21 protein-coding genes are annotated in these 24,580 nt (G+C 68.4%); 10 read left to right on the top strand and 11 right to left on the bottom strand.

What is annotated here, in order from left to right:
• Positions 1 to 18: 18 nt before the first annotated feature.
• A complete protein-coding gene (locus Tharo_RS05710; protein WP_107220369.1) occupies positions 19 to 627 on the top strand; it encodes a hemerythrin domain-containing protein in 609 nt (202 codons plus the stop codon).
• A gap of 14 nt (positions 628 to 641) precedes the next feature.
• Here Tharo_RS05710 and Tharo_RS05705 read toward each other — a convergent pair whose 3' ends face one another.
• A complete protein-coding gene (locus Tharo_RS05705) occupies positions 642 to 1,190 on the bottom strand; it encodes a MarR family winged helix-turn-helix transcriptional regulator (protein ID WP_107220368.1) in 549 nt (182 codons plus the stop codon).
• Positions 1,191 to 1,528: 338 nt separating this feature from the next.
• Between Tharo_RS05705 and Tharo_RS05700 the strand changes: the two genes are divergently transcribed.
• Complete coding sequence (locus Tharo_RS05700; RefSeq protein ID WP_107220367.1) at positions 1,529 to 2,560, top strand: TRAP transporter substrate-binding protein; 1,032 nt, start codon at positions 1,529 to 1,531, stop codon at positions 2,558 to 2,560.
• A gap of 212 nt (positions 2,561 to 2,772) precedes the next feature.
• Complete coding sequence (locus Tharo_RS05695) at positions 2,773 to 4,101, top strand: porin (RefSeq protein ID WP_159051663.1); 1,329 nt, start codon at positions 2,773 to 2,775, stop codon at positions 4,099 to 4,101.
• Here Tharo_RS05695 and Tharo_RS05690 read toward each other — a convergent pair.
• From Tharo_RS05690 to Tharo_RS05650, 9 genes are all read right to left on the bottom strand, one after another.
• Positions 4,089 to 5,309, bottom strand: a complete 1,221-nt coding sequence (locus Tharo_RS05690; RefSeq protein WP_107220365.1) for an osmoprotectant NAGGN system M42 family peptidase — start codon at positions 5,307 to 5,309, stop codon at positions 4,089 to 4,091. The genes Tharo_RS05695 and Tharo_RS05690 overlap by 13 nt on opposite strands.
• A gap of 62 nt (positions 5,310 to 5,371) precedes the next feature.
• Positions 5,372 to 7,129, bottom strand: a complete 1,758-nt coding sequence (gene ngg / locus Tharo_RS05685; protein ID WP_107220364.1) for an N-acetylglutaminylglutamine synthetase — start codon at positions 7,127 to 7,129, stop codon at positions 5,372 to 5,374.
• Between the two features lie 10 nt (positions 7,130 to 7,139).
• Positions 7,140 to 8,912 carry an N-acetylglutaminylglutamine amidotransferase gene (locus tag Tharo_RS05680; RefSeq protein ID WP_107220363.1) on the bottom strand — a complete coding sequence of 591 codons (1,773 nt, stop codon included), beginning with the start codon at positions 8,910 to 8,912 and terminating at the stop codon, positions 7,140 to 7,142.
• Positions 8,913 to 9,026: 114 nt separating this feature from the next.
• Positions 9,027 to 10,871, bottom strand: coding sequence for an acyl-CoA dehydrogenase (locus Tharo_RS05675; RefSeq protein WP_107220362.1), 1,845 nt, complete (start codon positions 10,869 to 10,871; stop codon positions 9,027 to 9,029).
• 29 nt (positions 10,872 to 10,900) lie between these two features.
• Positions 10,901 to 11,668, bottom strand: coding sequence for an SDR family NAD(P)-dependent oxidoreductase (locus tag Tharo_RS05670; RefSeq protein WP_107220361.1), 768 nt, complete (start codon positions 11,666 to 11,668; stop codon positions 10,901 to 10,903).
• A 21-nt stretch (positions 11,669 to 11,689) separates the two neighbouring features.
• The gene (locus Tharo_RS05665) at positions 11,690 to 12,949 is read right to left on the bottom strand and encodes a thiolase family protein (protein ID WP_107220360.1); all 1,260 of its coding nucleotides are present in this window, start codon (positions 12,947 to 12,949) and stop codon (positions 11,690 to 11,692) included.
• Positions 12,946 to 13,716, bottom strand: coding sequence for a crotonase/enoyl-CoA hydratase family protein (locus Tharo_RS05660; protein ID WP_107220359.1), 771 nt, complete (start codon positions 13,714 to 13,716; stop codon positions 12,946 to 12,948). The genes Tharo_RS05665 and Tharo_RS05660 overlap by 4 nt, the downstream gene beginning before the upstream one ends.
• A gap of 23 nt (positions 13,717 to 13,739) precedes the next feature.
• A complete protein-coding gene (locus Tharo_RS05655; protein WP_107220358.1) occupies positions 13,740 to 15,605 on the bottom strand; it encodes a feruloyl-CoA synthase in 1,866 nt (621 codons plus the stop codon).
• Between the two features lie 29 nt (positions 15,606 to 15,634).
• The gene (locus tag Tharo_RS05650; protein WP_211309662.1) at positions 15,635 to 16,777 is read right to left on the bottom strand and encodes an ABC transporter substrate-binding protein; all 1,143 of its coding nucleotides are present in this window, start codon (positions 16,775 to 16,777) and stop codon (positions 15,635 to 15,637) included.
• 329 nt (positions 16,778 to 17,106) lie between these two features.
• Between Tharo_RS05650 and Tharo_RS05645 the strand changes: the two genes are divergently transcribed.
• On the top strand, positions 17,107 to 18,021 hold the full coding sequence (locus Tharo_RS05645; protein ID WP_107220356.1) for a TetR/AcrR family transcriptional regulator: 915 nt from the start codon (positions 17,107 to 17,109) through the stop codon (positions 18,019 to 18,021).
• Here the strand turns inward: Tharo_RS05645 and Tharo_RS05640 are convergent.
• On the bottom strand, positions 18,018 to 18,998 hold the full coding sequence (locus tag Tharo_RS05640; protein WP_245881009.1) for a LysR family transcriptional regulator: 981 nt from the start codon (positions 18,996 to 18,998) through the stop codon (positions 18,018 to 18,020). The genes Tharo_RS05645 and Tharo_RS05640 overlap by 4 nt on opposite strands.
• Before the next feature lie 152 nt (positions 18,999 to 19,150).
• Here Tharo_RS05640 and Tharo_RS05635 point away from each other — a divergent pair, with 152 nt between their 5' ends.
• From Tharo_RS05635 to Tharo_RS05610, 6 genes are all read left to right on the top strand, one after another.
• Entirely contained in the window at positions 19,151 to 20,191 is a 1,041-nt protein-coding gene (locus Tharo_RS05635) for a cupin domain-containing protein (RefSeq protein WP_107220355.1), read from the top strand.
• A gap of 47 nt (positions 20,192 to 20,238) precedes the next feature.
• Complete coding sequence (locus Tharo_RS05630) at positions 20,239 to 20,949, top strand: fumarylacetoacetate hydrolase family protein (protein ID WP_107220354.1); 711 nt, start codon at positions 20,239 to 20,241, stop codon at positions 20,947 to 20,949.
• A 26-nt stretch (positions 20,950 to 20,975) separates the two neighbouring features.
• The gene (locus Tharo_RS05625; RefSeq protein ID WP_107220353.1) at positions 20,976 to 22,184 is read left to right on the top strand and encodes a 3-hydroxybenzoate 6-monooxygenase; all 1,209 of its coding nucleotides are present in this window, start codon (positions 20,976 to 20,978) and stop codon (positions 22,182 to 22,184) included.
• Positions 22,185 to 22,198: 14 nt separating this feature from the next.
• The gene (gene maiA, locus Tharo_RS05620) at positions 22,199 to 22,837 is read left to right on the top strand and encodes a maleylacetoacetate isomerase (protein ID WP_107220352.1); all 639 of its coding nucleotides are present in this window, start codon (positions 22,199 to 22,201) and stop codon (positions 22,835 to 22,837) included.
• Positions 22,838 to 22,887: 50 nt separating this feature from the next.
• A complete protein-coding gene (locus Tharo_RS05615; protein WP_107220351.1) occupies positions 22,888 to 23,445 on the top strand; it encodes a hemerythrin domain-containing protein in 558 nt (185 codons plus the stop codon).
• A gap of 105 nt (positions 23,446 to 23,550) precedes the next feature.
• The gene (locus Tharo_RS05610; protein ID WP_107220350.1) at positions 23,551 to 24,576 is read left to right on the top strand and encodes a TRAP transporter substrate-binding protein; all 1,026 of its coding nucleotides are present in this window, start codon (positions 23,551 to 23,553) and stop codon (positions 24,574 to 24,576) included.
• Positions 24,577 to 24,580: the final 4 nt, after the last annotated feature.

Raw genomic sequence — 24,580 nt, 5'->3', positions numbered from 1 at the left:
CAAAAGGAAGCGCACATCTTGAAAGCCGAAGTCATCCAGATCATCAAGGACGAGCATCTCGCGATCAGCGCCGTGCTCTACACCCTACGCTATCTGGTACGCGAGATGCGCGCCGGCACGCCGCCGGACTTCACCCTGCTGAAGGCGATCCTCGACTACATCGTGTCCTACCCGGATCGCTGGCATCACCCCAAGGAAGACGAATTCCTTTTTGCCGCGATCAAGCGCCGCACCCACGAAGCTGACGCCCTGGTCGCCCGGCTCGAACGCGAACACCAGCTCGGCTACCCGATGATCGAGCTCCTGAAGGAAAAGCTCATCGCCTTCCGCAACGGCGACAAAGGCGCCGACCAGGCCTTCTTCGAACTCGCCGAACGCTACGTCGGCTTCGAATGGGCCCACCTCCACGCCGAGGAAGACCTGCTCCTGCCGCTGGCCGAGCGCGTCCTCGTTGCAGAAGACTGGGCCACCATCGGCGCCGCCTTCCGCGCCCACGACAATCCGCTGTTCGGCATCAAGCCGGGCGAGGAAGCGCGCACCCTGTACCAGACCATCCTCCGCCTCGCCCCGGCCCCGATCGGCTTCGGCCCGGGCACGCCTTCCTCTTCTCCGACCGGCCGCCCGTAACGCTCCCGCTGTGCTCACGCCTTCCGGGCAGGCTTTCCGGTCTTCTTGCGTTCGGTAAAGGGCTCGTCACCGGACACTTCCGCAGCCAGGACCGGGTCGATGATCATCGCGCTCAGCGCGTGCAGGACTTCCCGCAGCGTCTTCGGCAGCGCCCCGCGCTGGGTCTCGCTCAACCTCCCCAGCATGTGCGCCTCGAGCCTGGAGATGCGCACGTGAGCTTCCGCCAGCTGGGCACGTCCGGCAGCGGTCAGGCCGAGGCGGACGACCCGCCCGTGCCCGGGGTCGGGCTGACGTGACACCCAGCCTCTGGCCTCCATGGTCTTCACCATTTCATTGGCCGATTGCGGCGAAACCAGGGAGCGTTCGGCAAGCTGCGCGTTGCTGATCTGGACCTGCCCCTCGAGGAAGGACAGCACCGTGTATTGGGCGACGCTCAATCCGAGCGGCGCCAGCGCATCGCGCATGCGGCGGCCCAGCGCGTGGTGGAGCCGTCCGATCAGGTAACAGACGCCCGCCGGGCGGCCCGCGCTGACGGGCAAGGCGCCGTCATCGTCGGGACTCATGCAATGTCCTCGATGTGTTCATGTCGCTGAAGCTCGTCAATCCTGCCGATATCGACCGATCATTTTACCCGCCTCCGCGGAAGGCTTCGCAACTTTTGCCCGAAGCGCTTCCGCTTCCAGCACATAAAACCCTTGCTTTTTCATGGACACTCCTTATCATCGATAATATCAGGATGCCTGATACAAAATAATCATAAAAATGATTTGATGCTGATTCATCGTTTTTGCAAACGCTGAATCAGCGGGGCTCCGCCGGGCCACCGGGCGATACACCGTCCGGCGCCCGCCCGGGCCGCCCCCGAAGAAGAAGCCATTCGGCACACCAGGAGGAGGAAGACATGAAACTCGGCAAGTTGGCGCGTGGCCTCATGTTCGCTGCGCTCGTTCCCACAGTCACCCACGCCCAGGAGGTCATCCTGAAGGTTGCGCATTTCGCGCCGCCGACCTCTCCGGGCCATGTCAAATTCGTTGTCCCGTGGTGCGACAAGGTCGCCGCCGAATCGGCGGGCCGGATCCGCTGCCAGCACTATCCGGCGATGATGCTGGGCGGTACCGCCCCGCAGTTGTTGAGCCAGGTCCGGGACGGCGTCGCCGACGTCGTCTGGACGCTGCCGGGCTATACCCCGGGCAGGCTGCCGCTGACCGAAGTGTTCGAGCTACCGTTCATCTGCACGGACCAGGAGAGCAGTTCGCGCGCGGTGTGGGATTTCGTCGAAAAGCACACGATGGGCGAATTCGCCGGCCTGAAGCCGATCGCCGTCTGGGTACCCGGCAGCTTCGCCATGCATCTTCGCGACAAGGAGCTGAAATCGCTCGCGGACCTGAAAGACCTCAAGATTCGCGGCTCCTCCCGGCTGACCACCCGCCTGCTCGCTTCGCTCGGCGCCCAGCCGGTCGGCATGCCGATGACGCAGATGGCGGAGAGTCTGTCGAAAGGCATCATCGAAGCGACCATGCTGCCGTGGGAGGTCGTCCCCTCGACCAAGGTTCATGAACTCACCAAGTACTCGGTCGAATTCGGTGGCGAGCACACGATGTCGACCACGGTCCAGATGTTCGTGATGAACCGGAAAAAATACGACAGCCTGCCGCCGGAGCTGAAGAAGGTCATCGACGACAACAGCGGCCGCGAAACTTCCGCCTGGATTTCCGCGCAGCTGAAAACCGCCGATGCCGCCGGCCTGCAGACCGTGATCGATCGCGGCAACACGGTCCGCCGCCTTCCCGCCGAAGAAATGGCCAAGTGGCAGCAGGCGACCCGCCCGGTGATCGAAGAGTGGATCGAGGAAGTCTCCGCCAAAGGTGCCGACGGCCGGAAGCTGTACGAGGACGCAGTCGCTCTCGTCCAGCACCACTCCGGACGCAAGTAAGCCCGAACGCTCCACCCGGCAACCGCGCCGGCGTCCGCTGCCGATGGCCGACGCCGGGGCGAGCAGCGCCCACGCCGCGATCCACCGCCTTTCCAGCACAGCCGGCGCCAGCGCGCCCGGTGATGATGCGCGCCACGAATGTTCCCGACCACGGGAGCAGGGGCGCGGCTTCGCCCGCGCTCAATCATCATAAAAATATCCGAGGAGATGCAATGAGAATCGACTTTCCGCACAAGCACCGCGCCACCGCAAAGCCGCTGGTCCTCGCCCTGGCTGCAGCACTGGGTATCGGTGCCAGCCTTCCGGCCCAGGCCGAGAGCGAAATCGAGGCCTTGAAGCGCGAACTGGCCGAACAGCGCGCATTGATCCAGCGCCTGCTCGCCCAGCAGGAAAGCCAGGACAAGGCCGTCACCCGCATCGAACAGAAGGTGGCCAGCGCACCGGCTGCCGCCCCGGCCTCGTCGATGCCCGGACTGCCCAAGGGACTCTCGATCTACGGCATCCTCGACGGTGGTGTGGAACGCATCACCAACATCCAGGACGGCGTCAAGACCGGCAGCCTGACACGGGTGCCGGGGATCACCGGCACCATCGCCTCGCGCCTCGGTTTCCGCTTCAGCAAGGCGATCACGCCGGACGTCAATGCCATCGCCACCCTCGAGACCGGCTTCAACCTCGACAGCGGCACCCTCGGCCAGGGAGGGCGCCTCTTCGGCCGCCAGCTCTTCGCCGGCCTCGAAACCCCCTACGGCACCTTCTCGATCGGCCGCCAGTATTCGATGCTGATCTACGCCATGGATGCCGACCTGCTCGGCCCCAACATCTACGCCCTGGGCTCGCTCGACGCCTACCTGCCCAACGCGCGCTATGACAACTCCCTGGCCTGGCGCGGCGCGTTCGGCAAGGTTTCGCTCGGCGCCACCTACAGCCTGGCGCGCGACACGTCCGGCGGTGCGCCGGACTCCGGAACCTGTGCGGGCGAAAGCGCGGCGGCCGACAGCAACAGCTGCCGGGGCTGGTCGGCGATGCTGAAATACACCGACGAGCGCTTCGGCATCTCCGCCGCGATCGACGAGCAACGCGGCGGCAAGGGCGCCACCGCCTACTTCTTCAACGGTGCCGCCCCGATCGCCTTCGCCAACTCGAGCGACAGCGACCGCCGCATCCACCTCGGCGCACACATGAAAATCGGCAGCGGCGGCAAGGTCGGCATCGGCTGGCTCGGACGGGACCTCGACACCGCCGGCACCGATGTTTCCTCGGATGCCTACTTCGTCGAAGGGGCGTGGAACTTCGGCGCGAAGTGGATGCTGGACGGCGGCTACCACCGCATCACCAACGACGACCAGGACCGCGACGCCGAACTCTACGTCCTGCGCGGCTTCTACTTCGTCGACAAGGACTTCTCGCCCTACGCCCAGATCGCCCGCATCAACAACAGCTCGAAGGCGCAGTACGCGGCCTCCGTGGGCGCCGGCATCGCACCGCCGGCCGGCGGCTCGCAGACCGCGGCCATGGTGGGGATCCGCTACCGCTTCTGAGCCTCGCCCTCCGGCGCCGGATCGCCGAGAAAGGTTTCCGGCGCCGGCAGCGGCGTGCTCGGCACCGCCATGTCGCCGGGGCAGAGCTGCTCGGTGAAGCCGTCGAGCGAGCCCATCGAGCGGCAGTCGCGGCGCGCCACCGGTTCGCTCGTCATGTAGGCCACCACCAGCCGGGTGAGGGCCTCGAGGGCGTCGCGGTGGGTGCGCTCCTGGGCGTGGGAGGCGTCGCCGCCAAAGCCGATCAGCGCGGTGCGGATGTCGTTGCCGGCCTCGACCGCGGCCGCCGAGTCCGAGCGGTAGTAGCGGAAGATGTCGCGCCGGTGGGGAATGCCGTGGGCGTGGGCGAGCGCGATCAGCTTGTGGGTGAGGTGGTAGTCGAAGGGGCCGGACATGTCCTGCATGCAGATCGTCGCCGCGTGCTCGGAAGTATTCTGGCCTTCGGCGGCGATCGAGATGTCCAGGCTCACCATTTCGGCGATCTCGCCGTGCAGCGCGGCCGAGGCGCCGGAGCCGATTTCCTCGGTGATGGTGAGCAGCGGATGGACATCGACCGGCAGCACCAGGCGGTGGTCGCGCACCGCCTTGCACGCGGTCAGCAGCGCCGCCACCGCGGCCTTGTCGTCGAGGTAGCGGGCGTTGATGTAGCCGCCGGGCTGGATCTCGGGCTGGGGGTCGAAGGCGATCCAGTCGCCGACCTCGAGCCCGGCGGCAAGCAGGTCCCCGCGACAGGTCGCGGGCAGGTCCACCCGCACCTCGACCTGCTCCCACCCGACCGGCTGGGCGTCGACCTCGTCGCCGAAGGCGTGGCCGGAGGTCTTCAGCGGCAGGCAGGTGCCGCGCACCTGGCCGTGGTCGGTGAACACCGTCAGCCGTCCGCCTTCGGCGAAGCGCGCTGACCAGTGGCCGATCGGCACGATCTCGAGGCGGCCGTTGGGTTTGAGCGCGCGCACCATCGCCCCGAGGGTGTCGAGGTGGGCGACCACCGCGCGTGCCGGCTGCGAGGCCTGGCCGCGCAGGGTGGCGCGGATCGCGCCGCGGCGGGTGATCTCGTAGGGAATGCCGAGCGCCTCGAGGCGGCCCGCGGTGTAGCGCACCGCGGCATCGGTGAGGCCGACCGGGCTGGGAATGGCGAGCAGCTGGAGCAGGGTTTCCTCGAGGTAGGCGTAATCGATCGCGGGAAGGGCCAGGTGGCTGCCGGGGTCGTTCATGTCGTCTCTCCTTTTCGGGATGCCGGCTGCAGAGCGGCTCGCCTGCGGCCGCCCCGGGGCGTTCACAGCGCGGCGCGGGTGCGCGGAAACAGCAGGTCGATGAAGCGCTCCGCGGTCGGTTGGGGCTCGTGGTTGGCGAGCCCCGGGCGCTCGTTGGCTTCGATGATGACGTAGTCGGGGCCATCGACCGCCGGCACGAGGAAATCCAGCCCGGTGACCGGGATATCGAGCGTGCGCGCGGCGCGCTCGGCCGCCGCGCGCAGCGCCGGGTGAAGTTCGGCGGTGACGTCGTGGATGGTGCCGCCGGTGTGCAGGTTGGCGGTGTTGCGTACCTGCACGCGAACATCGGCGTCGAGCACCGTCTCCAGCCGGTAGCCGCGGGCACCGATGCAGCGCACGGTTTCGTCGTCGAGCGGGATGCGCGCTTCACCGCCGGTGGCGGCGGCGCGGCGCCGGCTCTGGCACTCGATGAGCTCGCGGACGGTGCTCACGCCATCGCCCACCACCACCGGCGGGCGGCGCACCGCGGCGGCGACGACCTGGTAGTCGATGACGACGATGCGCAGATCGGCGCCGCGGCAGCATTCCTCGACGATCACCCGGTCGCAGAAGCGCTGCGCGCGCGCGATCGCCGCACGCACTTCGTCGGCGCAGCGCAGGTCGACGCTGATCCCCTTGCCCTGCTCGCCCTCGACCGGCTTCACCACCACCGCGCCGCACGCGGCGAGCAGGGCCGGCCAGCGTTCCTCGGCGGCGGCATCCTCATCGACGCCGACCTGGCGCGGCACCGCCAGCCCGGCGGCAGCGAGCAGCTTCAGCGTGACCCGCTTGTCCTGGCAGCGGCTCATCGCCACCGCACTGGTCAGTTCCGACAGCGACTCGCGGCAGACGATGCTGCGCCCGCCCAGGGTGAGGCGGAAGTAGCCGTTCTCGGCATCGATCGCCTCGGCATGGATGCCGCGCCGCACCGCTTCATCGACGAGCAGGCGGGCGTAGGGGTTGAGCGCCTGCAGGCCCTCGCCGCCGCCGGTGAACAGCGGCTCGTTGATCGCGTTGCGCCGCTTCACCGCGAACGCCGGGATGCGCTGGAAGCCGAGTTTTTCGTAGAGCGCGATCGCCTGCTCGTTGTCGTGCAGCACCGACACGTCCATCCATTCCCGCCCGCGGGCGAGAAAATGCTCGGCCAGGTAACGCACCAGGGCTTCGCCCACCCCCGGGTGGGCGGCCTGCGGCGCCACCGCCAGCGCCCACAGGCTGGCGCCGTGCTGCGGGTCGGCGAACGCTTCGACATGATCCAGCCCCATCGCCACCCCGATCACCTCGCCGCTCGCACGGTCCTCGGCGAGCGCATAACTGATCGCGCGGCTGGCGCGCGCCCGCCATACCGCCGGCGCATCAACCGGCACCATCCGGCGCGCGCGGTAGAGGACGTTGATCGCGGCGACATCGGCGCGGGTGCGCAGGCGGCGCAGGGTGAAGCCGCGCCGCCCGACCGAGCGCGGATGATAGGCGTTGAGATTGAGGCGGAAGGCGTCGGAGGGATCGAGAAAGAGCTGCTGCGGCGCGCTCGCCACCACCACCTGCGGCTTCTCGACGTAGAACGCGATGTCGCGCTGGCCGTCGCGCTCCGCAAGCAGGGCGTGGGCGAGCGCGGCCGGATCGCGCCAGGTCTGGGCCGGCAGCAGCCGCCCCCAGCCGCAGTCGACGACGACGTTGGCGGGCATCCCGGCCGCCTCGGGCTGGCCGGCGGGCAGCAGCAGGGGCAGGTGCGAGGGCCGGTGCCCGGCGCGCAGCGCGCGGGCGATGTGCTTGCGGATCATGAGCGCATCCTCAGCCGAGATGGGTCTGCAGCCACCACTCGAGCAGGCCCAGCTGCCACAGCTTGGAGCCGCGCAGCGGGGTGATGTGGGCGGACGGGTCGGCGAGCAGCAGGTCGACGTAGTCCTGGCGGAACAGCCCGCGCTCGCGCGCGGCGCGGCTCGACAGCGCATCGCGCACGCGCTCGAGCACCGGCCCCTGCAGGTACTTCAGCGCCGGCACCGGGAAGTAGCCTTTCGGGCGGTCGATCACCGCCGCCGGGATCAGCTTGCGCGCCGCCTCCTTGAGCACCCCCTTGCCGCCGTGGGCGAGCTTGTGGCGCACCGGGATACGCGCGGCGAGCTCGACCAGCTCGTGGTCGAGGAAAGGCACGCGCGCTTCCAGGCCGAAAGCCATCGTCATGTTGTCGACGCGCTTCACCGGGTCGTCGACGAGCATCACCGTGGTGTCCAGGCGCAGCGCCTTCTCCACCGGATCGTCGGCGCCGGGCGCGTTGAAGCTGGCGGCGACGTAGGCCGCACTCGCATCGACGCCCTGCCACTGCGCACCGACCACGCGCGAATACTCGGCGAAATCGCGGTCGCGGAAGGCGGCGAGGTAGTCGGCCACCGGATCGGCGCTGCCGGCGAGCTTCGGATACCAGTGGTAGCCGCCGAAGACCTCGTCCGCGCCCTGCCCGCTCTGCACCACCTTGGTGTGGCGGCTGACCGCCTCGGCGAGCAGGTAGAAGCCGATGCAGTCGTGGCTGACCATCGGCTCGTTCATCGCCGCCACCGCCTCGGGCAGGCGGGTCAGCAGCTCGCGCTCGGGGACGAAGATCCGTTCGTGCACGGTGCCGAATTCGCCCGCGACGATGTCGGCATATTCGAATTCGTTGCCCTTCTCGCCGCCGACATCCTCGAAACCGACGTTGTAGGTGCGCAGCTCCTTGACCCCGGCTTCGGCCATCAGGCCGACGATCAGGCTGGAGTCGACGCCGCCCGACAGCAGCGCGCCGACCGGCACGTCCGCCACCAGGCGGCGCCGCACCGCGCCACGCAGGGCCTCGAGCAGGACCTCGGTCCACTCCTCGAAGCTGCGCCCCTCATCGGCGGCGTCGCGAGCGTACTCCAGCGACCAGAAGCGGCGCTCGCTGCGCCGACCGTCGGCCTCGATGCGCATCAGCGTGCCCGGGGCGAGCTTGCGCACGCCGGCGAGCAGGGTGTGGGGCGCAGGCACCACGGCGTGGAAGGACAGGTAATAGTTGAGCGCCGCCGGGTCGATCGCGGTGTCCACGCCCCCCGCGGCGAGCAGCGCCGGCAGCGCGGAGGCGAAGCGCAGCCCGCCGTCGATCGGCGCGTAATACAGCGGCTTGATGCCGAGGCGGTCACGGCCGAGCAGCACGCGGCCGCTGTCACGCTCCCAGAGGGCGAAGGCGAACATGCCGTTTACCCGAGCGACGAAGTCCTCGCCCCAGGCGTGGTAGGCCTTCAGCAGCACCTCGGTATCGCCGTGCGAGTAGAACGAATAGCCCTTGCCCTCGAGCTCGCGGCGCAGTTCGGGATGGTTGTAGATCGCGCCGTTGAACACGATGCCCAGGCCGAGCGCGGGATCGAACATCGGCTGCTGCGCCGACTCGGACAGATCCATGATCTTCAGCCGGCGATGCCCCCAGGCCTGGCTGCCCTGGGCATACACCCCACCCCCATCCGGTCCGCGCCGGGTCTGCTGCGCATTCATCCGCGCCAGCGCGGCCAGATCGGGGGCCTGGCCGTCGAATCTCAACTCACCTGCAATGCCACACATTGAACTTCCTGTCCGTTCCCGAGGCCTACATTCTAACAAATTAGTTTTGTGCAAACTTTTTGAGCGTAAAAACGCCCCCGGACCGGGCGGTCCGAGGGCGCCTCCGCCGGCGGATCAGAACGCGCTTTCCGGGAAGCGCGCCAGTGCGCCGCCCGCTTCGCGCACGGTGGTGGCGTGGGCTGCGGCCTGGGGGCCGATAGTGGCGAAGTAGAAACGGGTGAGTTCGATCAGACTGCGCAGATAGATCGGGTCGTGAGTCTCGCCCAACCCGTCGCCCAACCCGTCGCCCGCCCCCTCGCCCACCCCGCCGCCGGCCCTCTCCAGCCGCTCCCGGGCCGCGAGCGCGACCCGCGCCAGCTGCCAGCCGCCGCACACCGTGCCGAGCAGCATCAGGAAAGGCACCGCGCCGGCGAGCACGTCGGCGGGCTGCTCGCGGCCGTTGGCGAGAATCCAGTCCGCCGCCCCTTCGAGGGCGTCGATGGTGTCGGCGAAGCCGTCGGCGATCTCGCCCAGGCTGCCGTCCGCGCGCAGCGCCTCCAGGGTGGTGCGCAGCTCGGCGAGCAGCTCGCGCAGGGTCTCGCCGTTCTCGCGCAGGATCTTGCGCCCGACGAGGTCGTTGCCCTGGATGCCGGTGGTGCCTTCGTAGATGGTGATGATGCGGGCATCGCGGAAGAACTGCGCGATCCCGGTCTCCTCGACGAAGCCCATGCCGCCGAAGACCTGGATGGCGTCATCGCAGATCTCGTTGCCGACTTCGGTACACCAGCCCTTGGCCACCGGCATCAGCAGGTCGACGTAGCGCCGGCAGCGGCCCGCGACCTCGGGGTCGGGATGGTGGCGGGCACGGTCGAACCAGCCCGCGGCGGTGTACAGCAGCGCGCGCATCGCCACCAGCCGCGCCCGCATCGACAGCAGCATGCGCTTGACGTCGGGGTGGCACAGGATCGGCCGCCCGCTCTCGCCGCTGAGCGCATCGCGCCCCTGGACGCGCTCGCGCGCATGGGCGAGGGCGAACTGATAGGCGCGCTCGCCCAGCCCCACGCCCTGGACGCCGACGCCGAAGCGGGCCTCGTTCATCATGATGAACATCGTCTCCAGGCCGCGGTTGGGAGCGCCGAGCAGGTAGCCCACCGCACCGCCGTCGTCGCCGTAGCTCATCGTGCACGTCGGGCTGCCGTGGATACCGAGCTTGTGCTCGATCGAGATGCAGCGCACGTCGTTCTTCGCCGCCGGCTCGCCGTCGGCGTCGAGCAGGTACTTGGGAACGATGAACAGCGACAGCCCCTTCACCCCCGCGGGCGCATCGGGCAGGCGCGCGAGCACCAGATGGACGATGTTGGCGGTGAGCTCGTGCTCGCCGTAGGAAATGAAGATCTTCTGCCCGAACAGGCGGTAGCTGCCGTCGGCCTGCGGCTCGGCGCGGGCGCGGGTGGCGGCGAGGTCGGAGCCGGCCTGCGGCTCGGTGAGGTTCATCGTGCTCCCCCACTCGCCGCTCACCACCTTGCGCAGCCAGGTCTCCTTCTGCGCCTCGGTGGCGGCGATCAGCAGTGCCTCGGCCTGGCTGACGTTGAGCTGGGGCAGCATGGTGAACGCCATGTTGGTCGAGAACCACATCTCCCACACCGCGGTGGACAGGATCCGCGGCAGGCCCTGGCCGCCCCACTCCTGCGGCAGCGACAGCCCGATCCAGCCCGCCTCGGCGAAGCGGGCGTAGGCCTGCTGCCAGCCTGCGGGCACCTGCACCCGCCCGTCGCCGTCCAGACGGCAGCCCTCGACGTCGCCCGGCTGGTTGATCGGCGCCAGTACGCCGGCGGCAAAGCGGCCGGCCTCTTCGAGCACCGCCGCCACCAGGTCGGGCGAAGCCTCCTCGCAACCGGGCAGGGCGGCAATCTCGTCGAGCCCGGCAAGCTCGTCCAGGATGAACTGCATGTCGCGCAGCGGCGCGTTGTAATCGACCATTTCCGGCGATCTCCTCGTTACCCGGCGGTTCAGCGCGGCGCCAGCCGGATCGCGCCGTCGAGACGGATGGTCTCGCCGTTGATCATGACGTTGTCGACGATGCCGCACACCAGCCGGGCGTACTCGGCAGGCTGGCCGAGGCGCTGCGGGAAGGGCACCGAGGCCGCCAGCGAAGCCTGAATCTCGGGCGGCAGGGTGTGCATCATCGGCGTCAGGAACAGGCCGGGGGCGATGGTGACGACGCGGATCCCGCTGCTCGCCAGCTCGCGCGCGATCGGCAGGGTCATCGACACGATGCCGCCCTTGGAAGCGGCATAGGCGGCCTGGCCGACCTGGCCTTCGAAGGCGGCAATCGAGGCGGTGTTGATGATCACCCCGCGCTCGCCGTCGGCCTGCGCCGGCCCTTGCGCCATCGCCGCCGCGGCGAGGCGGATCATGTTGAAGGTGCCGATCAGGTTCACCTGGATCGAGCGCGCGAAGTCGGCCAGCGCCAGCGGGCCGTTCTTGCCCAGCACCTTGCCGGCGTTGCCGATGCCGGCGCAATTGACCAGCCCGTGCACGCCGCCGAAGCGCGATTGCGCCAGTTCGACCGCGGCCTGGGCGTCGGCCTCGTCGGCGACGTTGGTGCGGGCGAAGGCAGCGCGCTCACCGAGAGCGGCGGCGAGGCCTTCCCCGGCCTCGGCGTTGAGGTCGGCGATCAGCACCCGGGCGCCGCCGTCGTGGAGGGCGCGCACGGTGGCCTCGCCGAGGCCGGACGCGCCGCCGGTGACGATGAAGGTATTGCCTGCAAGTTTCATGATGCGTTCTCCAGTCCGGTGTCAGGCGACGTTCTCGAGCACGATCGCCACCCCCTGGCCGCCGCCGCAGCACGCCGACGACACGCCGTGCTGCAGGCCCGCTTCCTTCAGCTCGCGCGCCACCGTGGTGGTCAGGCGCACGCCCGAAGTGCCCAGCGGATGGCCGATCGCGATCGCACCGCCATGGACGTTGACCTTGGCGCGATCGAGCCCGAGCTCGCGCTCGCAGGCGAGGTACTGCGCGCCGAAGGCTTCGTTGATCTCGATGCGGCCGAAGTCGCCGACGCCGAGCCCGGCGGTGCGCGCCGCGGCGCGGATCGCCGGGGCCGGGCCGATGCCCATGATCTCGGGCGGCACCGCCACCACCGCCCCGGCGACGATGCGCGCCAGCGGAGTCAGGCCGTGGGCGCGCACCCAGTCGCCGCGGGCAACGATCACCGCCGCCGCGCCATCGACGATCGCCGAGCTGTTGCCCCCGGTCTGCACGCCGCCGAAGGCGGGCTTGAGTTTTTGCAGGGTCTCGAAGGGGGTCGGGCGGACGTGGCCGTCACGCTCGCAGCACACGGCGCGGTCGGCGAGTTTGAGGCTGCGCGGCTGGTAGCCGTCGAGCGTCCACGTGGCATTGGTCACCGGGCACACTTCGCCGTCGAAGTAGCCGCTTTCCCAGCCGGCGAGCGCACGCTCGAAGCTCTGCTCGGCGAAGCGGTCGACCTCCTCGCGACTGATGCCGTAGCGGCGGGCGAGGTTCTCGGCGGTGTCGCCCATGCTCGCCGCGGGTGCGGTGTCCTTGGTCGCTTCCCACAGGAAGTCGCGGAAATCGACCTGCCCCATGCGAAAGCCGGCGCGATGGGTGTACGCCGCCACCGGATTGCGCGACATCGACTCGGCGCCCACGCACAGCACCACCTGCGCCTTGCCCAGGGTGATCTGGTCGGCGGCGGTGAGGATGGTCTCGAAGCCGGTGCCGCACAGGCGCTGCACCAGCACCGCCGGCACGTTCGGATCGACGCCGGAATAGAGGCCGACGTGGCGCGGCAGGAAATAGGCATCGAAGCTCGCCTGCGCCATGTTGCCGGCGACGATGGCGCCGACTTCGGTGGCGGGGATGTCGCTCTTCTCGAACAGCGCGCGCGCGGCGAAGATGCCCAGGTCGGTGGGCGAGACGTCGCGCAGCACGCCGTTGTAGTCGGCGAACGGGGTGCGCTGGCCGGCGACCAGCCAGATGTCGTCGTAGGCGCTGCTCAGCGCCGACGCTTCGGATGCGGAGTACGGGTTGCTCATTGCTGCGGTCCCTTGCCTTTGCGGTTGAGGAAATGGCCGATGCGCTCGGCGACTTCGGGGCTGGTCTGGGTCAGGGCGGCGGTCAGCGACTCGACGAACAAGCCGTCCTCGCTCGCCATGTTGTCGATACGCGAGATTGCCGACACCATCGCCCAGTTCGCCATCGGCGCGTTCTCGGCGATGCGGCGGGCGAGTTGCTGCGCCTTCGCCAGGCTCTCGCCGGCGCCGACCAGATAGTGCGACAGGCCCAGGCGCTGGCCGTCTTCGGCATCGAGGATGCGCCCGGTGAGCATCATTTCGCACATCCGCCCGGCACCGATGATGCGTGCCACCCGCACCGAGCCGCCGCCGCCGACGAAGATGCCATGGCGGCCTTCGGGGAGCTGGTAGATCGTGTCCGGCTCGGCCACCCGCACGTGGGTGGACATCGCCAGCTCCAGCCCGCCGCCGATCACCGCCCCCTGCAGCGCGCTCACCACCGGAATGCCGCCGTTCTGGAGGCGGTCGAAGATGCGGTGCCAGCCGCGCGAGTGCAGCATCACCCCGAAAGGCTCACGGTGCTGGTGCTCGGAGAGGTCAAGCCCGGCGCAGAAGTGCTCGCCGTCGCCGGCGAGGATGATCGCCCGCGTGCCGGCCGGGGTCGCGATCAGGGCCTGCTCGAGCGCCTCGAGCAGGCGGTCGCTGATCGCGTTGCGCTTCTGCGGCCGCGCCAGGGTGACGGTATAGACGTGGTCTTCGGTCGAGGTCCTGACCAGTTGTTCGCTCATTGTCATTGTTTTGTTCCGGTAGTTCAGATTGCGGCGTGCACCGTGATCACGGTCTTGTCCGGCATGTCGGCATGGAGGAACTCGACCAGGTCGGCACGGCGGCTGAGCGCGATGCGCTGGTTGATGTACCCCTTGTCGGTGATCTCGCCGGCCTCCACCGAAGGCGGCTCGGCCATCAGCAGGGCTCGGGCAGGATAGGTCGAAGTGCCGCCGCCCTTGCCTTTCATCATCGCCATGCCGTGGCGCACGCGGCTGCGGATCTCGGGGTTCATCAGCACGTCGACCAGGGAGGCGTCCGGCGCCAGCCCCGGGCACAGGCGGCGGCATTCGGGAATGTTGGGGAAGATCAGGAAGCCGATCTCGTCGCGGTCGTGGCCGGTGACGACGATGTCCTGGGCGATCGGCTTCATCGCGTCGATTCCGGCCACGCGCAGCGAACCGACATGGACCCAGGTGCCGGTGAGCAGCTTGAAGTCCTCGCCGATGCGGCCGTCGAACAGCAGGCCGAGCTCGGGGCGCGCGGGATCGACAAACTCGACCGCGTCGCCGATCATGTAGAAGCCCTCCTCGTCGAAGGATTTCGCCGTGATCTCGGGCTGCTTCCAGTAGCCGGGGAACACGTTCGGCCCCTTCACCCGCACTTCGAGCTTGTCCGCCGAAGGCACGAGCTTGAGCGTGGTGCCCGGAACCGGCACCCCGATCACTCCCGAACGGATCGCATCGAAATGGCAGTCGGTGGCCATCGGCGCGGTCTCGGTCGAGCCCCACGAGGACACGATCATCACTTTCCTGCCGGTGGTGGCCTCGGACAGTTCCTCGAGCGCCGACCACAGGTGGTGCGGCAGCGCCGCGCCGGCGTAGAAGATGAACTTCAGCCGGCGGAAGAAGCTTTCGCGCAGGGCGGCGTCCTCACGCAGCAGCGGCACCAGCATGTCGTAGGCGCGCGGGACGTTGAAGTACATCGTCGGCGACACTTCCTTGAGGTTGTTCACCGTGCGCTCGAGCAGCGCCGGCGTCGGCTTGCCGTCGTCGATGTACACCGACCCGCCCCAGCGCAGCACCATGTTCAGGTTGTGATTGCTGCCGAAGGTGTGGCTCCACGGCAGCCATTCGACCAGCACCGGCGGCTCGCCGGCGAGGAAAGGCCACATCAGCGCCTTCGCCGTCTGGTTCGAGCACATCATGCGCTGGGTGTTGATCACCGCCTTCGGCGTGCCCACCGAACCCGAAGTGAACAGGAACTTGCCGATGGTGTCGGGGGTGATGCGGGCGAAGGCCGCCATCACCGCGGCCTCGTCGAGCTCGCGCTCGAGCATCGCGAACGGCAGGGTGCCAGCGGTCGGCGCGCTGTTGCCGCCGGCAACCACGACGCCGTCGTGGAACTCGCCGATCGCCGCCAGCGCGGGAGCGAAGCGCTCCACCGGATCGGCATAGATCACCCCGGGGCGGAGCAGCTCGATGTTGCCCTTGAGCTTGACGAAATCCTTCGACATCAGCGAGTTGCCCGGCGAGATCGCGCTCGAAGGGACACCGATGTGCATCGCCGCCAGCATCAGCAGGGCGTGCTCGATCGAGTTGTCGGACAGGATCACCACCGGGCGCTCGGCCGACAGCTTCTGTCCGAGCAGCCAGGTCGCGATCGCCAGCACGCGGCGGCGGGCCTCGCCGTAGCTCAGCCGCACCCATTCGCCGGCGCGATCGCGTTCGGCGAGGAACAGGCGATCGGGCGCCGCCTTCGCCCAGTGCTCGAACCAGTCGCCGACGCAACGGGTGTAGGTATCGGGAAAGGGAATGCCGGAGCGCAACAGCTGCGTTCCGTCCGGCCGCTGGTCTACGCTGACCACCGGCAGGGAGAACATGCGCTCCATTTCCTGGGTATCGACGCTCATGATGTTCCTCTCGCCTGTTCCACCGCCGCTCACTGCCCGATCAGGGTGTAGCGGCCCTGGTCGATGCGCACCAGCACGCGGCCACGCCGGTCGAGACCGAAGTGGTCGTCGGGACTCATGTTGTAGACCCCATGGACCCCGACCACATCCTTGTTGGTTTCGAGCGCATCACGTACGGCCTGGCGAAACTCGGCCGTTCCCGGCTGGGCGCTCTTGAGCGCGACCGGAACCGCCGCCTCGAGCAGGCGGTAGGCGTCATAGGCGTGGCCGGCGAAGGACGAGAAGCTGCCGGCACCGTATTTTTCCTCGTACTGGCGGACGAAGGTCGCGCCGATCTGCTTCGAGGGGTGATCGCCGCTGATCTGGTTCACCACCACCACCGGCCCGACCGGCAGGATCACGCCGTCGGCCGCCTTGCCGGCAACGCTGAGAAAGGCCTGGTTGGCGACGGCGTGGGTCTGGTAGATCTGCCCCTTGTAGCCGCGCTCGACCAGGGTGGTCTGCGGCAGGGCGGCGGGGCTGCCGGAGCCGATGACGATGATCGCGTCGGGCCGCGCCGAAACCAGCTTGAGCACCTGGCCGGTCACCGAAGTGTCGTTGCGCGCATAACGTTCGATCACACCGAGCTTGATCCCGGCCTGTTCGAGCAGGGGGTTGAGCGCGGCCAGCCATTCGTCGCCGTAGGCGTCGGAGAAGCCGATGAAGCCCAGCGTCTTGACCCCGGCGGATTTCATGTGCTCGACCAGTGCCCCGGCCATCACGCTGTTGTGCTGCGGCGTGCGGAACGCCCACTGCCCCCGGTCGGCCGGCAGGGTGACTGGCGACAGGGCGATGTGCGGCGTCCTGGTCTCGAACGCGACCTGGGCGATGGCGGCGCTGGCCGGCGTCACCGCCGAGCCCACCAGCACGTCGACTTTTTCTTCGGTGACCAGCTTGCGTGCGTTCTTGGTCGCATTCGACGGGTCGGAGCCGTCGTCGAGCACGATGTAGCGCACTTTCTCGCCGCCGATCTCGCCCGGCAGCAGGGCGAACGCGTTCTTCTCGGGAATGCCGAGCGAGGCCCCGGGGCCGGTCGTCGACACCGAAATACCGACCACCACCTCGGCCAGTGCGGACTGTCCCGCCAGCAGGCCGAGGGCCGAGCACAGCACTACGAGTTTCTTCACTTTCATCATCTTCACTCCTCCGGTTTTCGATTCCGGGCCCGGTCGGGCCCGAGGGTCTTGGCTGGGTGAAACCGGGGTTCAACCGCCTCGCGGGGTCGTCCCTCTTGCTGTATCGCGCAACGCACTGCCCGGGCGTTCCGCCGTGACCTTCACGGCCGTCGCAGCGTGCCGCGACGGCGATGCAAAGTTAACCCGGACAAACTAACTTGTCAAACCATTGTTCAAATGATTATGCTGCACTTGAAGCCACCCGCAGCGAAGGCCCGAGCCGAAGCCGGACGACCGAGCTAGAATTCGCCTCCCACTTCCGGAACCGCCGTCCCGCCCTATCGCCGATGACACAGGACAGCCCCCCTTCCGCCCTCACTTCCGCCGCGGCCGACGAGATCGAATCGGCCATCCTCCACCTCGCCCGCAGCGAACCGAAGCTCGGCCAGGCCGCCGTCGCCGGGCGCCTGCGTCAGGGCGGATTGCAGATCTCCGCCTCCGGGGTGCGCTACATCTGGCAGAAACACGGCCTCGAAACCGCGGTGAAGCGCCTCCAGGCGCTCGCCGATGCGGCGCCCGAAGGAATCGACGCGTTGAGCGCGAGCGAGCGCCACCTGCTCGAGCGCGGCATGCTCAGCACCCGACTGGCACGCGACGCGCACGCCGGCGAGGAGCGCGGGGAAGGCAGCGACGGCGGCGACGCGTCGCTCGACCGCCATCAGCTGATCCTGCACGCGGCGGCGCGGCTGTTTTCCGAGCAAGGCTACGACCGCACCTCGATCCGCGACATCGCCGGCGAAGTCGGCCTGCTGCCGGGTTCGGTCTATCACCACTTTGCCTCCAAGGAGGCGCTCTATCTCGCCGTGCACCGGGAAGGTTTCAAGCGCGTGCAGGAACGGGCGAAAGCCGCCGCTGCCGCCGGCAGCGACCCCTGGGACAGCCTGCGGCGCGCGTGCGAAGTGCACGTCTCAGGAATGGTCGGGGATTCGCCGATCGATCGCATCACCGGGCGCAGCCTCGCGTTCACCGGCCACCAGAACCTGCTGGCGATGACCCGCAACGACCGCGAGGCGTTCGAAAAGGTCTACCGCGACCTGATCGACGCCCTCCCCCTGGCGCCGGACGCGGACCGCACCCTGCTCCGCCTGGTGCTGCTGGGCGCGCTGAACTGGGTGTTCATCTGGTACCGCGAAGGCCGGCGCACCCCGGCGGCGATCGCCGAAGGCATCGTCGACATCGTCCGCCGCGGCGTCCAGGCCTAACGCCCGCCCGCATCAGCCCGCGCCGCGCCCGCGGGCAGGCCCCCCTTCCGCTCCTCCCCTTTCCGCTCCTCTCCCATCGGCGCACCGAGCAGTTCGCGGATCAGCCCGCGCAGCCAGCGGTTGCCCGGATCGTGGTGGAAGCGCTCGTGCCAGTGCTGCTTGATGTCATAGTCCGGGAGCGGGAACGGCACCGGATAGGCGCAGAACCGCCCGCGCCCGCGCAGCATTTCACCGAGGCGCGCGGGAATGGTGACGAGCAGCTCGGTGTGCTCGACGACGAAGGCGACGCCGATGAAGTTCGGCACCTGCAGCGCCACCCGCCGGGCGATGTTCTGGCGCACCAGTTCGCGGTCCAGATAATGGTGGCCGGTGCCCGAAGTCGTCACCACGGCGTGCTCCTCGGCCTCGAACTGGGCCAGATCGAGACCGCCCCGGATGCGCGGGTGGTCGGCGCTCGCGAGGCAGACATAGTGCTGGCGGAACAGGGCCTGCTGATAGAAGCCGGCCTCGAGCTGGGGCATGAAGCCGAGCGCCAGATCGATGTCGCCGGTCTCCAGGCGGGCCGGGGTGTCGGCCGCCAGATGGACGACCTCGATGCCCACGCCCGGGGCCTGCGCGCGCAGGCGTGCCCACAGCCCGGGCAGCAGCACGAGCTGCGAGATGTCGGTCATGGCGATGCGAAAGCTGCGCTCGACGCTGGCCGGGTCGAAGCGGCTGCGATGCCTCAGCGCCACATCGAGAGCGTCGATCGCGGCGCGGATCGGCTGCACCAGCTCCTCGCCGAGCGGCGTCGGGTCCATCCCGGTCGAGGTGCGGACGAACAGCGGATCGTCGAAGTGCTGGCGCAGCTTGCCGAGCGCGATGCTCACCGCCGGCTGTCCCAGCCCCAGTTGTTCGGCGGCCAGGCTGACGCTGCGCGTCTTGTAGATTTCGTCGAAGACCTGGAGCAGGCGGGTGTCGATATTCAGCATGGCCATGCCCTCTATTGCGTTTTAGAATTGATCTTATTCGAATCCGTACATGGATTGAATTCTGCTCCGCCGCTACAGTTCGAGCCGTAGAAATTATTTTGATCCATATTAAAGAAATTCCGATACCTCGGTTTTCCTGCCTACGGAGACAGCTCACCATGCAGCAACTCGGCACCCTCGAAGACCTGCCCCTCGAATACCGCGAAGCGCTCAGCGCGCAAAACCTCGTCCCGCTGTGGCCCAGCCTGCGCGCGGTGCTGCCCCCGGGCAAGCCGGCGCTGCGCACCCGGCCCACCTGCTGGTCCTACGCCGCGCTGCGCCCGCTGCTGCTGCAGGCCGGCGAGCTGACCCCGATCGAGAAGGCCGAACGCCGCGTGCTGGTGCTCGCCAACCCCGGCCACGGCCTGGAGAAGATGCAGGCCAGCTCGAGCATCTACCTCGGCATGCAGCTGCTGCTGCCGGGCGAGTGGGCGCCCGCGCACAAGCACACCCCCAATGCGGTTCGCATGATCGTCGAAGGCGAAGGGGCGTACACCACCGTCGACGGTGAAAAGTGCCCGATGCGCCGCGGCGACCTGATCCTGACCCCCACCGGGCTGTGGCACGAGCACGGCCACGACGGCAGCGAACCGGTGATCTGGCTCGACGTGCTCGACCTGCCGCTGGTGTATTACACCGAAGCTTCCTACCACATCGAGGGCCGGGCGCAGGAGGTTCGCACCACCCTCGCCGAGCGCAGCTACGCCCGCGGCGGCATCGTCCCTTCGCCGGTATTTACCCGCGGCAGCGCGCGCCAGTACCCGATGCTGCGCTACCCCTGGGCGGAGGCCCGCGCCGCGCTGCTCGACCTGGCCGAGTCGCAGCCGCAGCTCGAGGCGGTGCAGGTCGCCTATGTCAATCCCGAGACCGGCGCCGACTGCCAGAACATTCTCGGCTTCTCGGCGCTGATGCTGCGTCCGGGCGAAACCCTGAACCTGCCCGTGCGTTCGCCGGCGATGGTCTTCCACCTGATCGAGGGCAGCGCCGAAGTCGCCATCGACGGCAATCCCTTCGCCCTCGCGCCGGCCGACACCTGCTGCGCGCCGGGCTACACCCCGGTCAGCCTGAAGAACCGCTCGACGAGCGAACCCGCCTTCCTCTTCATCGCCGACGAAAGTCCGCTGCACAAGAAGCTCGGCGTTTATGAAGTGCGCCCCTGAACGGCGCCTCCTCCCGCATCCCCTTCCCTATTCGAGCGAGCGAAAACATGAGCGAAATCCAATACCTGTGGGCCCCGTCGCCGGTCTATTCCCTGCCCGTGCGCGGCACCGGCGTGCGCTTCCCGGTGCGGCGCATCTTCTGCGTCGGCCGTAACTACCACGCCCACGCGGTGGAGATGGGGCGCCCGGTGGACAAGGCGACGATGAGCCCCTTCTATTTCCTGAAGGACGCCTCCACCGTGGTCGACTCCGGCGCCACCGTGCCCTACCCGGCCGGCACCTCGAACTACCACTTCGAAATGGAACTGGTGGTCGCGATCGGCAAGGCCGGTTTCCGCGTCGCCGAAGCCGACGCCGACGAGCTGATCTACGGCTACGCCGCCGGTCTCGACATGACCCGCCGCGACCTGCAGCTCGTCGCCCGCGAGCAGGGCCGGCCCTGGGATCTGGGCAAGAACTTCGAGAAGTCGGCCGTATGCACCGAGATCGTCCCCGCCGCCGGCCAGGCCGTGCTCGACAAGGGCGCGATCCATCTGGAGGTCAACGGCGAGACCAAGCAACGCGCCGACCTGTCGATGCTGATCTGGAACATCCGCGAAATCATCGCCGACCTGTCGAAGTTCTATCACCTCGAAGCGGGCGACCTGATCTACACCGGCACCCCGGAAGGCGTCGGCGCGGTGAAGCCGGGCGACCGCATCACCGGCCACGTCGACGGGGTCGGCGACATCGTCCTGAACATCGGCCAGCCCGAATAAACCTGCCCCTGACGGAGGAGACGTCCATGACCCAGCAAGCAACCCAGCAGCCGCTCCCCGTGCTCGTCGCCGGCGGCGGCATCGGCGGCCTCGCCGTCGCCCTCGCCCTCGTGCGCCAGGGCTCCCAGGTGAAGGTCCTCGAACAGGCCGCCGAGATCGGCGAGATCGGCGCCGGCATCCAGCTCGGCCCCAACGCTTTCCACGCCTTCGACGCCCTGGGCGTCGGCGACAAGGCGCGCGGCCGCGCGGTCTATACCGACTACATGGTGATGCACGACGCCCTCGACGAGTACCAGGTCGGCAAGATTCCCACCGGCAAGGCCTTCATCGAGCGCTTCGGCAACCCCTACGCGGTGATCCACCGTGTCGACGTGCACCTGTCGCTGCTCGAAGGCGCGCAGGAAACCGGCCGCGTCGAGTTCCTGACCTCGACCCGGGTCGAGCGCATCGAGCAGGACGAAAGCAGCGTCACCGTGTACGACCAGCACGGCACCGCCCACCGGGGCATCGCCCTGATCGGCGCCGACGGGGTGAAATCGGTGGTGCGCCAGCAGTTCGTCGGCGACCCGGCACGCGTTACCGGCCACGTCGTCTATCGCGCTGTGATCGACAAGAAGGACTTCCCCGAGAACCTCCAGTGGAACGCCGCCAGCATCTGGGTCGGCCCCAACTGCCACCTCGTGCACTACCCGCTGCGCGGCGGCGAGCAGTACAACGTGGTCGTCACCTTCCACTCGCGCAACCAGGAAGAATGGGGCGTCACCGAGGGCAGCAAGGAAGAAGTGCAGAGCTACTTCCAGGGCATCTGCGCGAAAGCGCGCCAGCTCATCGACCTGCCCCAGAGCTGGAAGCGCTGGGCCACCGCCGACCGCGAGCCGATCGGCCAATGGAGCTTCGGCCGCGTCACCCTGCTCGGCGACGCCGCCCACCCGACCACCCAGTACATGGCCCAGGGCGCCTGCATGGCGCTGGAAGACGCGGTCACGCTGGGCGAGGCGCTGCGCGTGAACGACAACGACTTCGCCAAGGCTTTCGACCTCTATCAGCGCTCGCGCGTCGCCCGAACTGCGCGCATCGTGCTGTCCTCGCGCGAGATGGGCCGCATCTACCATGCCAAGGGAGTCGAGCGCCTGGTGCGCAACGAGCTGTGGAAAGGCCGCACGCCGGAACGCTTCTACGACGCCATGGAATGGCTCTACGGCTGGAACGTCACCAACTGCCTGGCACGGGACTGAGGGAGGGCGGGCCGATGAAGCTGTACAACTTCTTCCGCAGCGGCAGCTCGCACCGCCTGCGTATCGCACTCAACCTGAAGGGCATCGCCTACGAGTACGTGCCGGTCGACCTGCGCACCGAGGAGCACCTCGGCGCCGCGTTCAAGGCGGTCAACCCGCAGCAGCTGGTACCGGCGCTGGTCGACGGCGAACTGACCCTGATCCAGTCGCCGGCGGTGATCGAGTGGCTCGAGGAGCGCCATCCGACCCCGCCGCTGCTGCCGGCGAACGCCGAGGACCGCGCCCGCGTGCGGGCGATGGCGGCGATCGTCGGCTGCGACATCCACCCGATCAACAACCGCCGCATCCTCGAATACCTGCGCGGGCCGCTCGGCGCCGACGAGGACGCGGTCAACGCCTGGTGCGGCACCTGGATCCGCGCCGGGTTCGAAGCGCTCGAAGCGATGCTCGCCGCCGACCGGCGGCGCGGGCGCTTCTGCTTCGGCGACACGCCCGGTCTGGCCGACGTCTATCTGGTGCCGCAGGTCGACAGCGCGCGCCGCTTCAAGGTGGACCTCGCCCCCTACCCGAGCATCGTCGCCATCGATGCCGCCTGCGCCGAACTCGACGCGTTCCGGCGCGCCACCCCGGGGGTGCAGCCCGATGCGCGCTGAAGCCCGTGCGCGCTCCAGCCCCCCCCGTTCACAACCGGACAGACATTTCCATGCCCCCCTCTCCCCCGACGACGGACAAGAACGCCCCGCTCCAGGACTTCTCCCAGTGCCATGCCGGCATCCTCGGCAAGCTCGATCTGCTGAGCCAGTTGCCCGCCTTGCTCGAGCCCGCCACCCGGGCCCGGATCATCGCCGCCAGCGCCCTCGAATTTTTCCGTGAAGCGATCTTCGAACATCACCTCGACGAGGAGCGCGAGCTGTTCCCCGCCGTCCTCGCCAGCGCCGAAAAGGGCGAGGAGTCCGAGCGGGTAGAGGCCCTCGCCCGCCGCCTGACCGACGAGCACCGCGAGCTCGAGACCGCCTGGAAGCGCCTGGAGCCAGGGCTCAAGCGGGTGGCCAAAGGCCAGGACAGCGGCCAGGACAGCGAACTCGACGTGACCGACGTCGAGGATCTGATCCGCCGCTATCGCGCCCACGCCGAATTCGAGGAAATCGAATACCTGCCTTTGTCGCAGGCGATCCTGGGGCGCAACGCCAGCCACCTGGCCGCGCTCGGGCTGTCGCTGCACATGCGCCACGCCCCGAAGCGGCCGGCGACCTACATCTGAGCAGGCCGCCGTGCAGATGACGGTGGACTGCCGGGGCCCTTTCGGTATACTGAATAACTGTTCATTCAGTTTCAGCCACGAGGTTTTCCCCGGAGGAGACGCACGATGAAAGTCCGCAACACCGCACTTGGCCTCATCTCCACCCTGCTGCTGCCGGCTGCGGCGCAGGCCGAAGAAGTCGTATTGAGAGTTGCCCACTTCCTGCCGCCGACCACGCCGATGCACGCCAAGGTGATCGCACCCTGGTGCGACAAGATCGCGGCCGAATCGCAGGGCAAGATGAAGTGCCAGATCTACCCGGCGATGCAGCTCGGCGGCACGCCGCCGCAACTGCTCAGCCAGGTGCGTGACGGCGTCGCCGACGTGGTGTGGACCCTGCCGGGGTATACGCCCGGCCGCTTCCCCGTATCGGAAGTGTTCGAGCTGCCCTTCATCACAACGACGCACGAGCCGTCCGCACGCGCGATGTGGGATTTCGTCCAGACCCACGCGCTGGGTGAATTCGTCGGCGTCAAGCCGCTCGCGGTGTGGGTCAACGGCCCCAACGTGCTGCATTTCCGCGACAAGCAGGTGCGGAATCTGGAAGACCTGAAGGGCATGAAAGTGCGCGCGCCTTCACGCCTGGGCAACAAGCTGCTGGCTTCGCTCGGTGCCACCCCGGTGGGCATGCCGGTGCCGCAGATGGCCGAGAGCCTGTCCAAGGGCGTGATCGAAGGCGCGCTCATTCCGTGGGAAGTAGTGCCGGCGACGAAGACCCAGGAACTGACCAAGTACCATGCGGAGTCCAGCGCCGAGCGGGCGATGACGACGGCGACGATGATCTACGTCATGAACCAGAAGAAGTACGACAGCCTGCCCGCCGAGCTCAAGCAGGTGATCGACAACAACAGCGGGCGCGAATTCTCCGCCTGGGTCGCCGCCCAGCACGTCGCCGCCGACACCGTGGGGCGCGAGCGGACCGCGGCCAACGGCAACCTCATCTATTCGATTCCGGCCGAGGAAATGGCCAAGTGGGAAGCGGCGGCCAAGCCGGTGACCGCCGAATGGATCAAGGAAAACAGCGCCCGGGGCAGCGACGGCCAGAAGCTGTACGACGACGCCGTCGCCCTGGTGAAAAAGTACTCCGAGTAAACAC

The sequence above is a fragment of the Thauera aromatica K172 genome (genome assembly GCF_003030465.1).
GTDB classification, from domain to species: Bacteria; Pseudomonadota; Gammaproteobacteria; order Burkholderiales; family Rhodocyclaceae; genus Thauera; species Thauera aromatica.
Note: the sequence above shows the minus strand (reverse complement) of the source record. Positions and strands in the feature narration are given on the sequence as shown.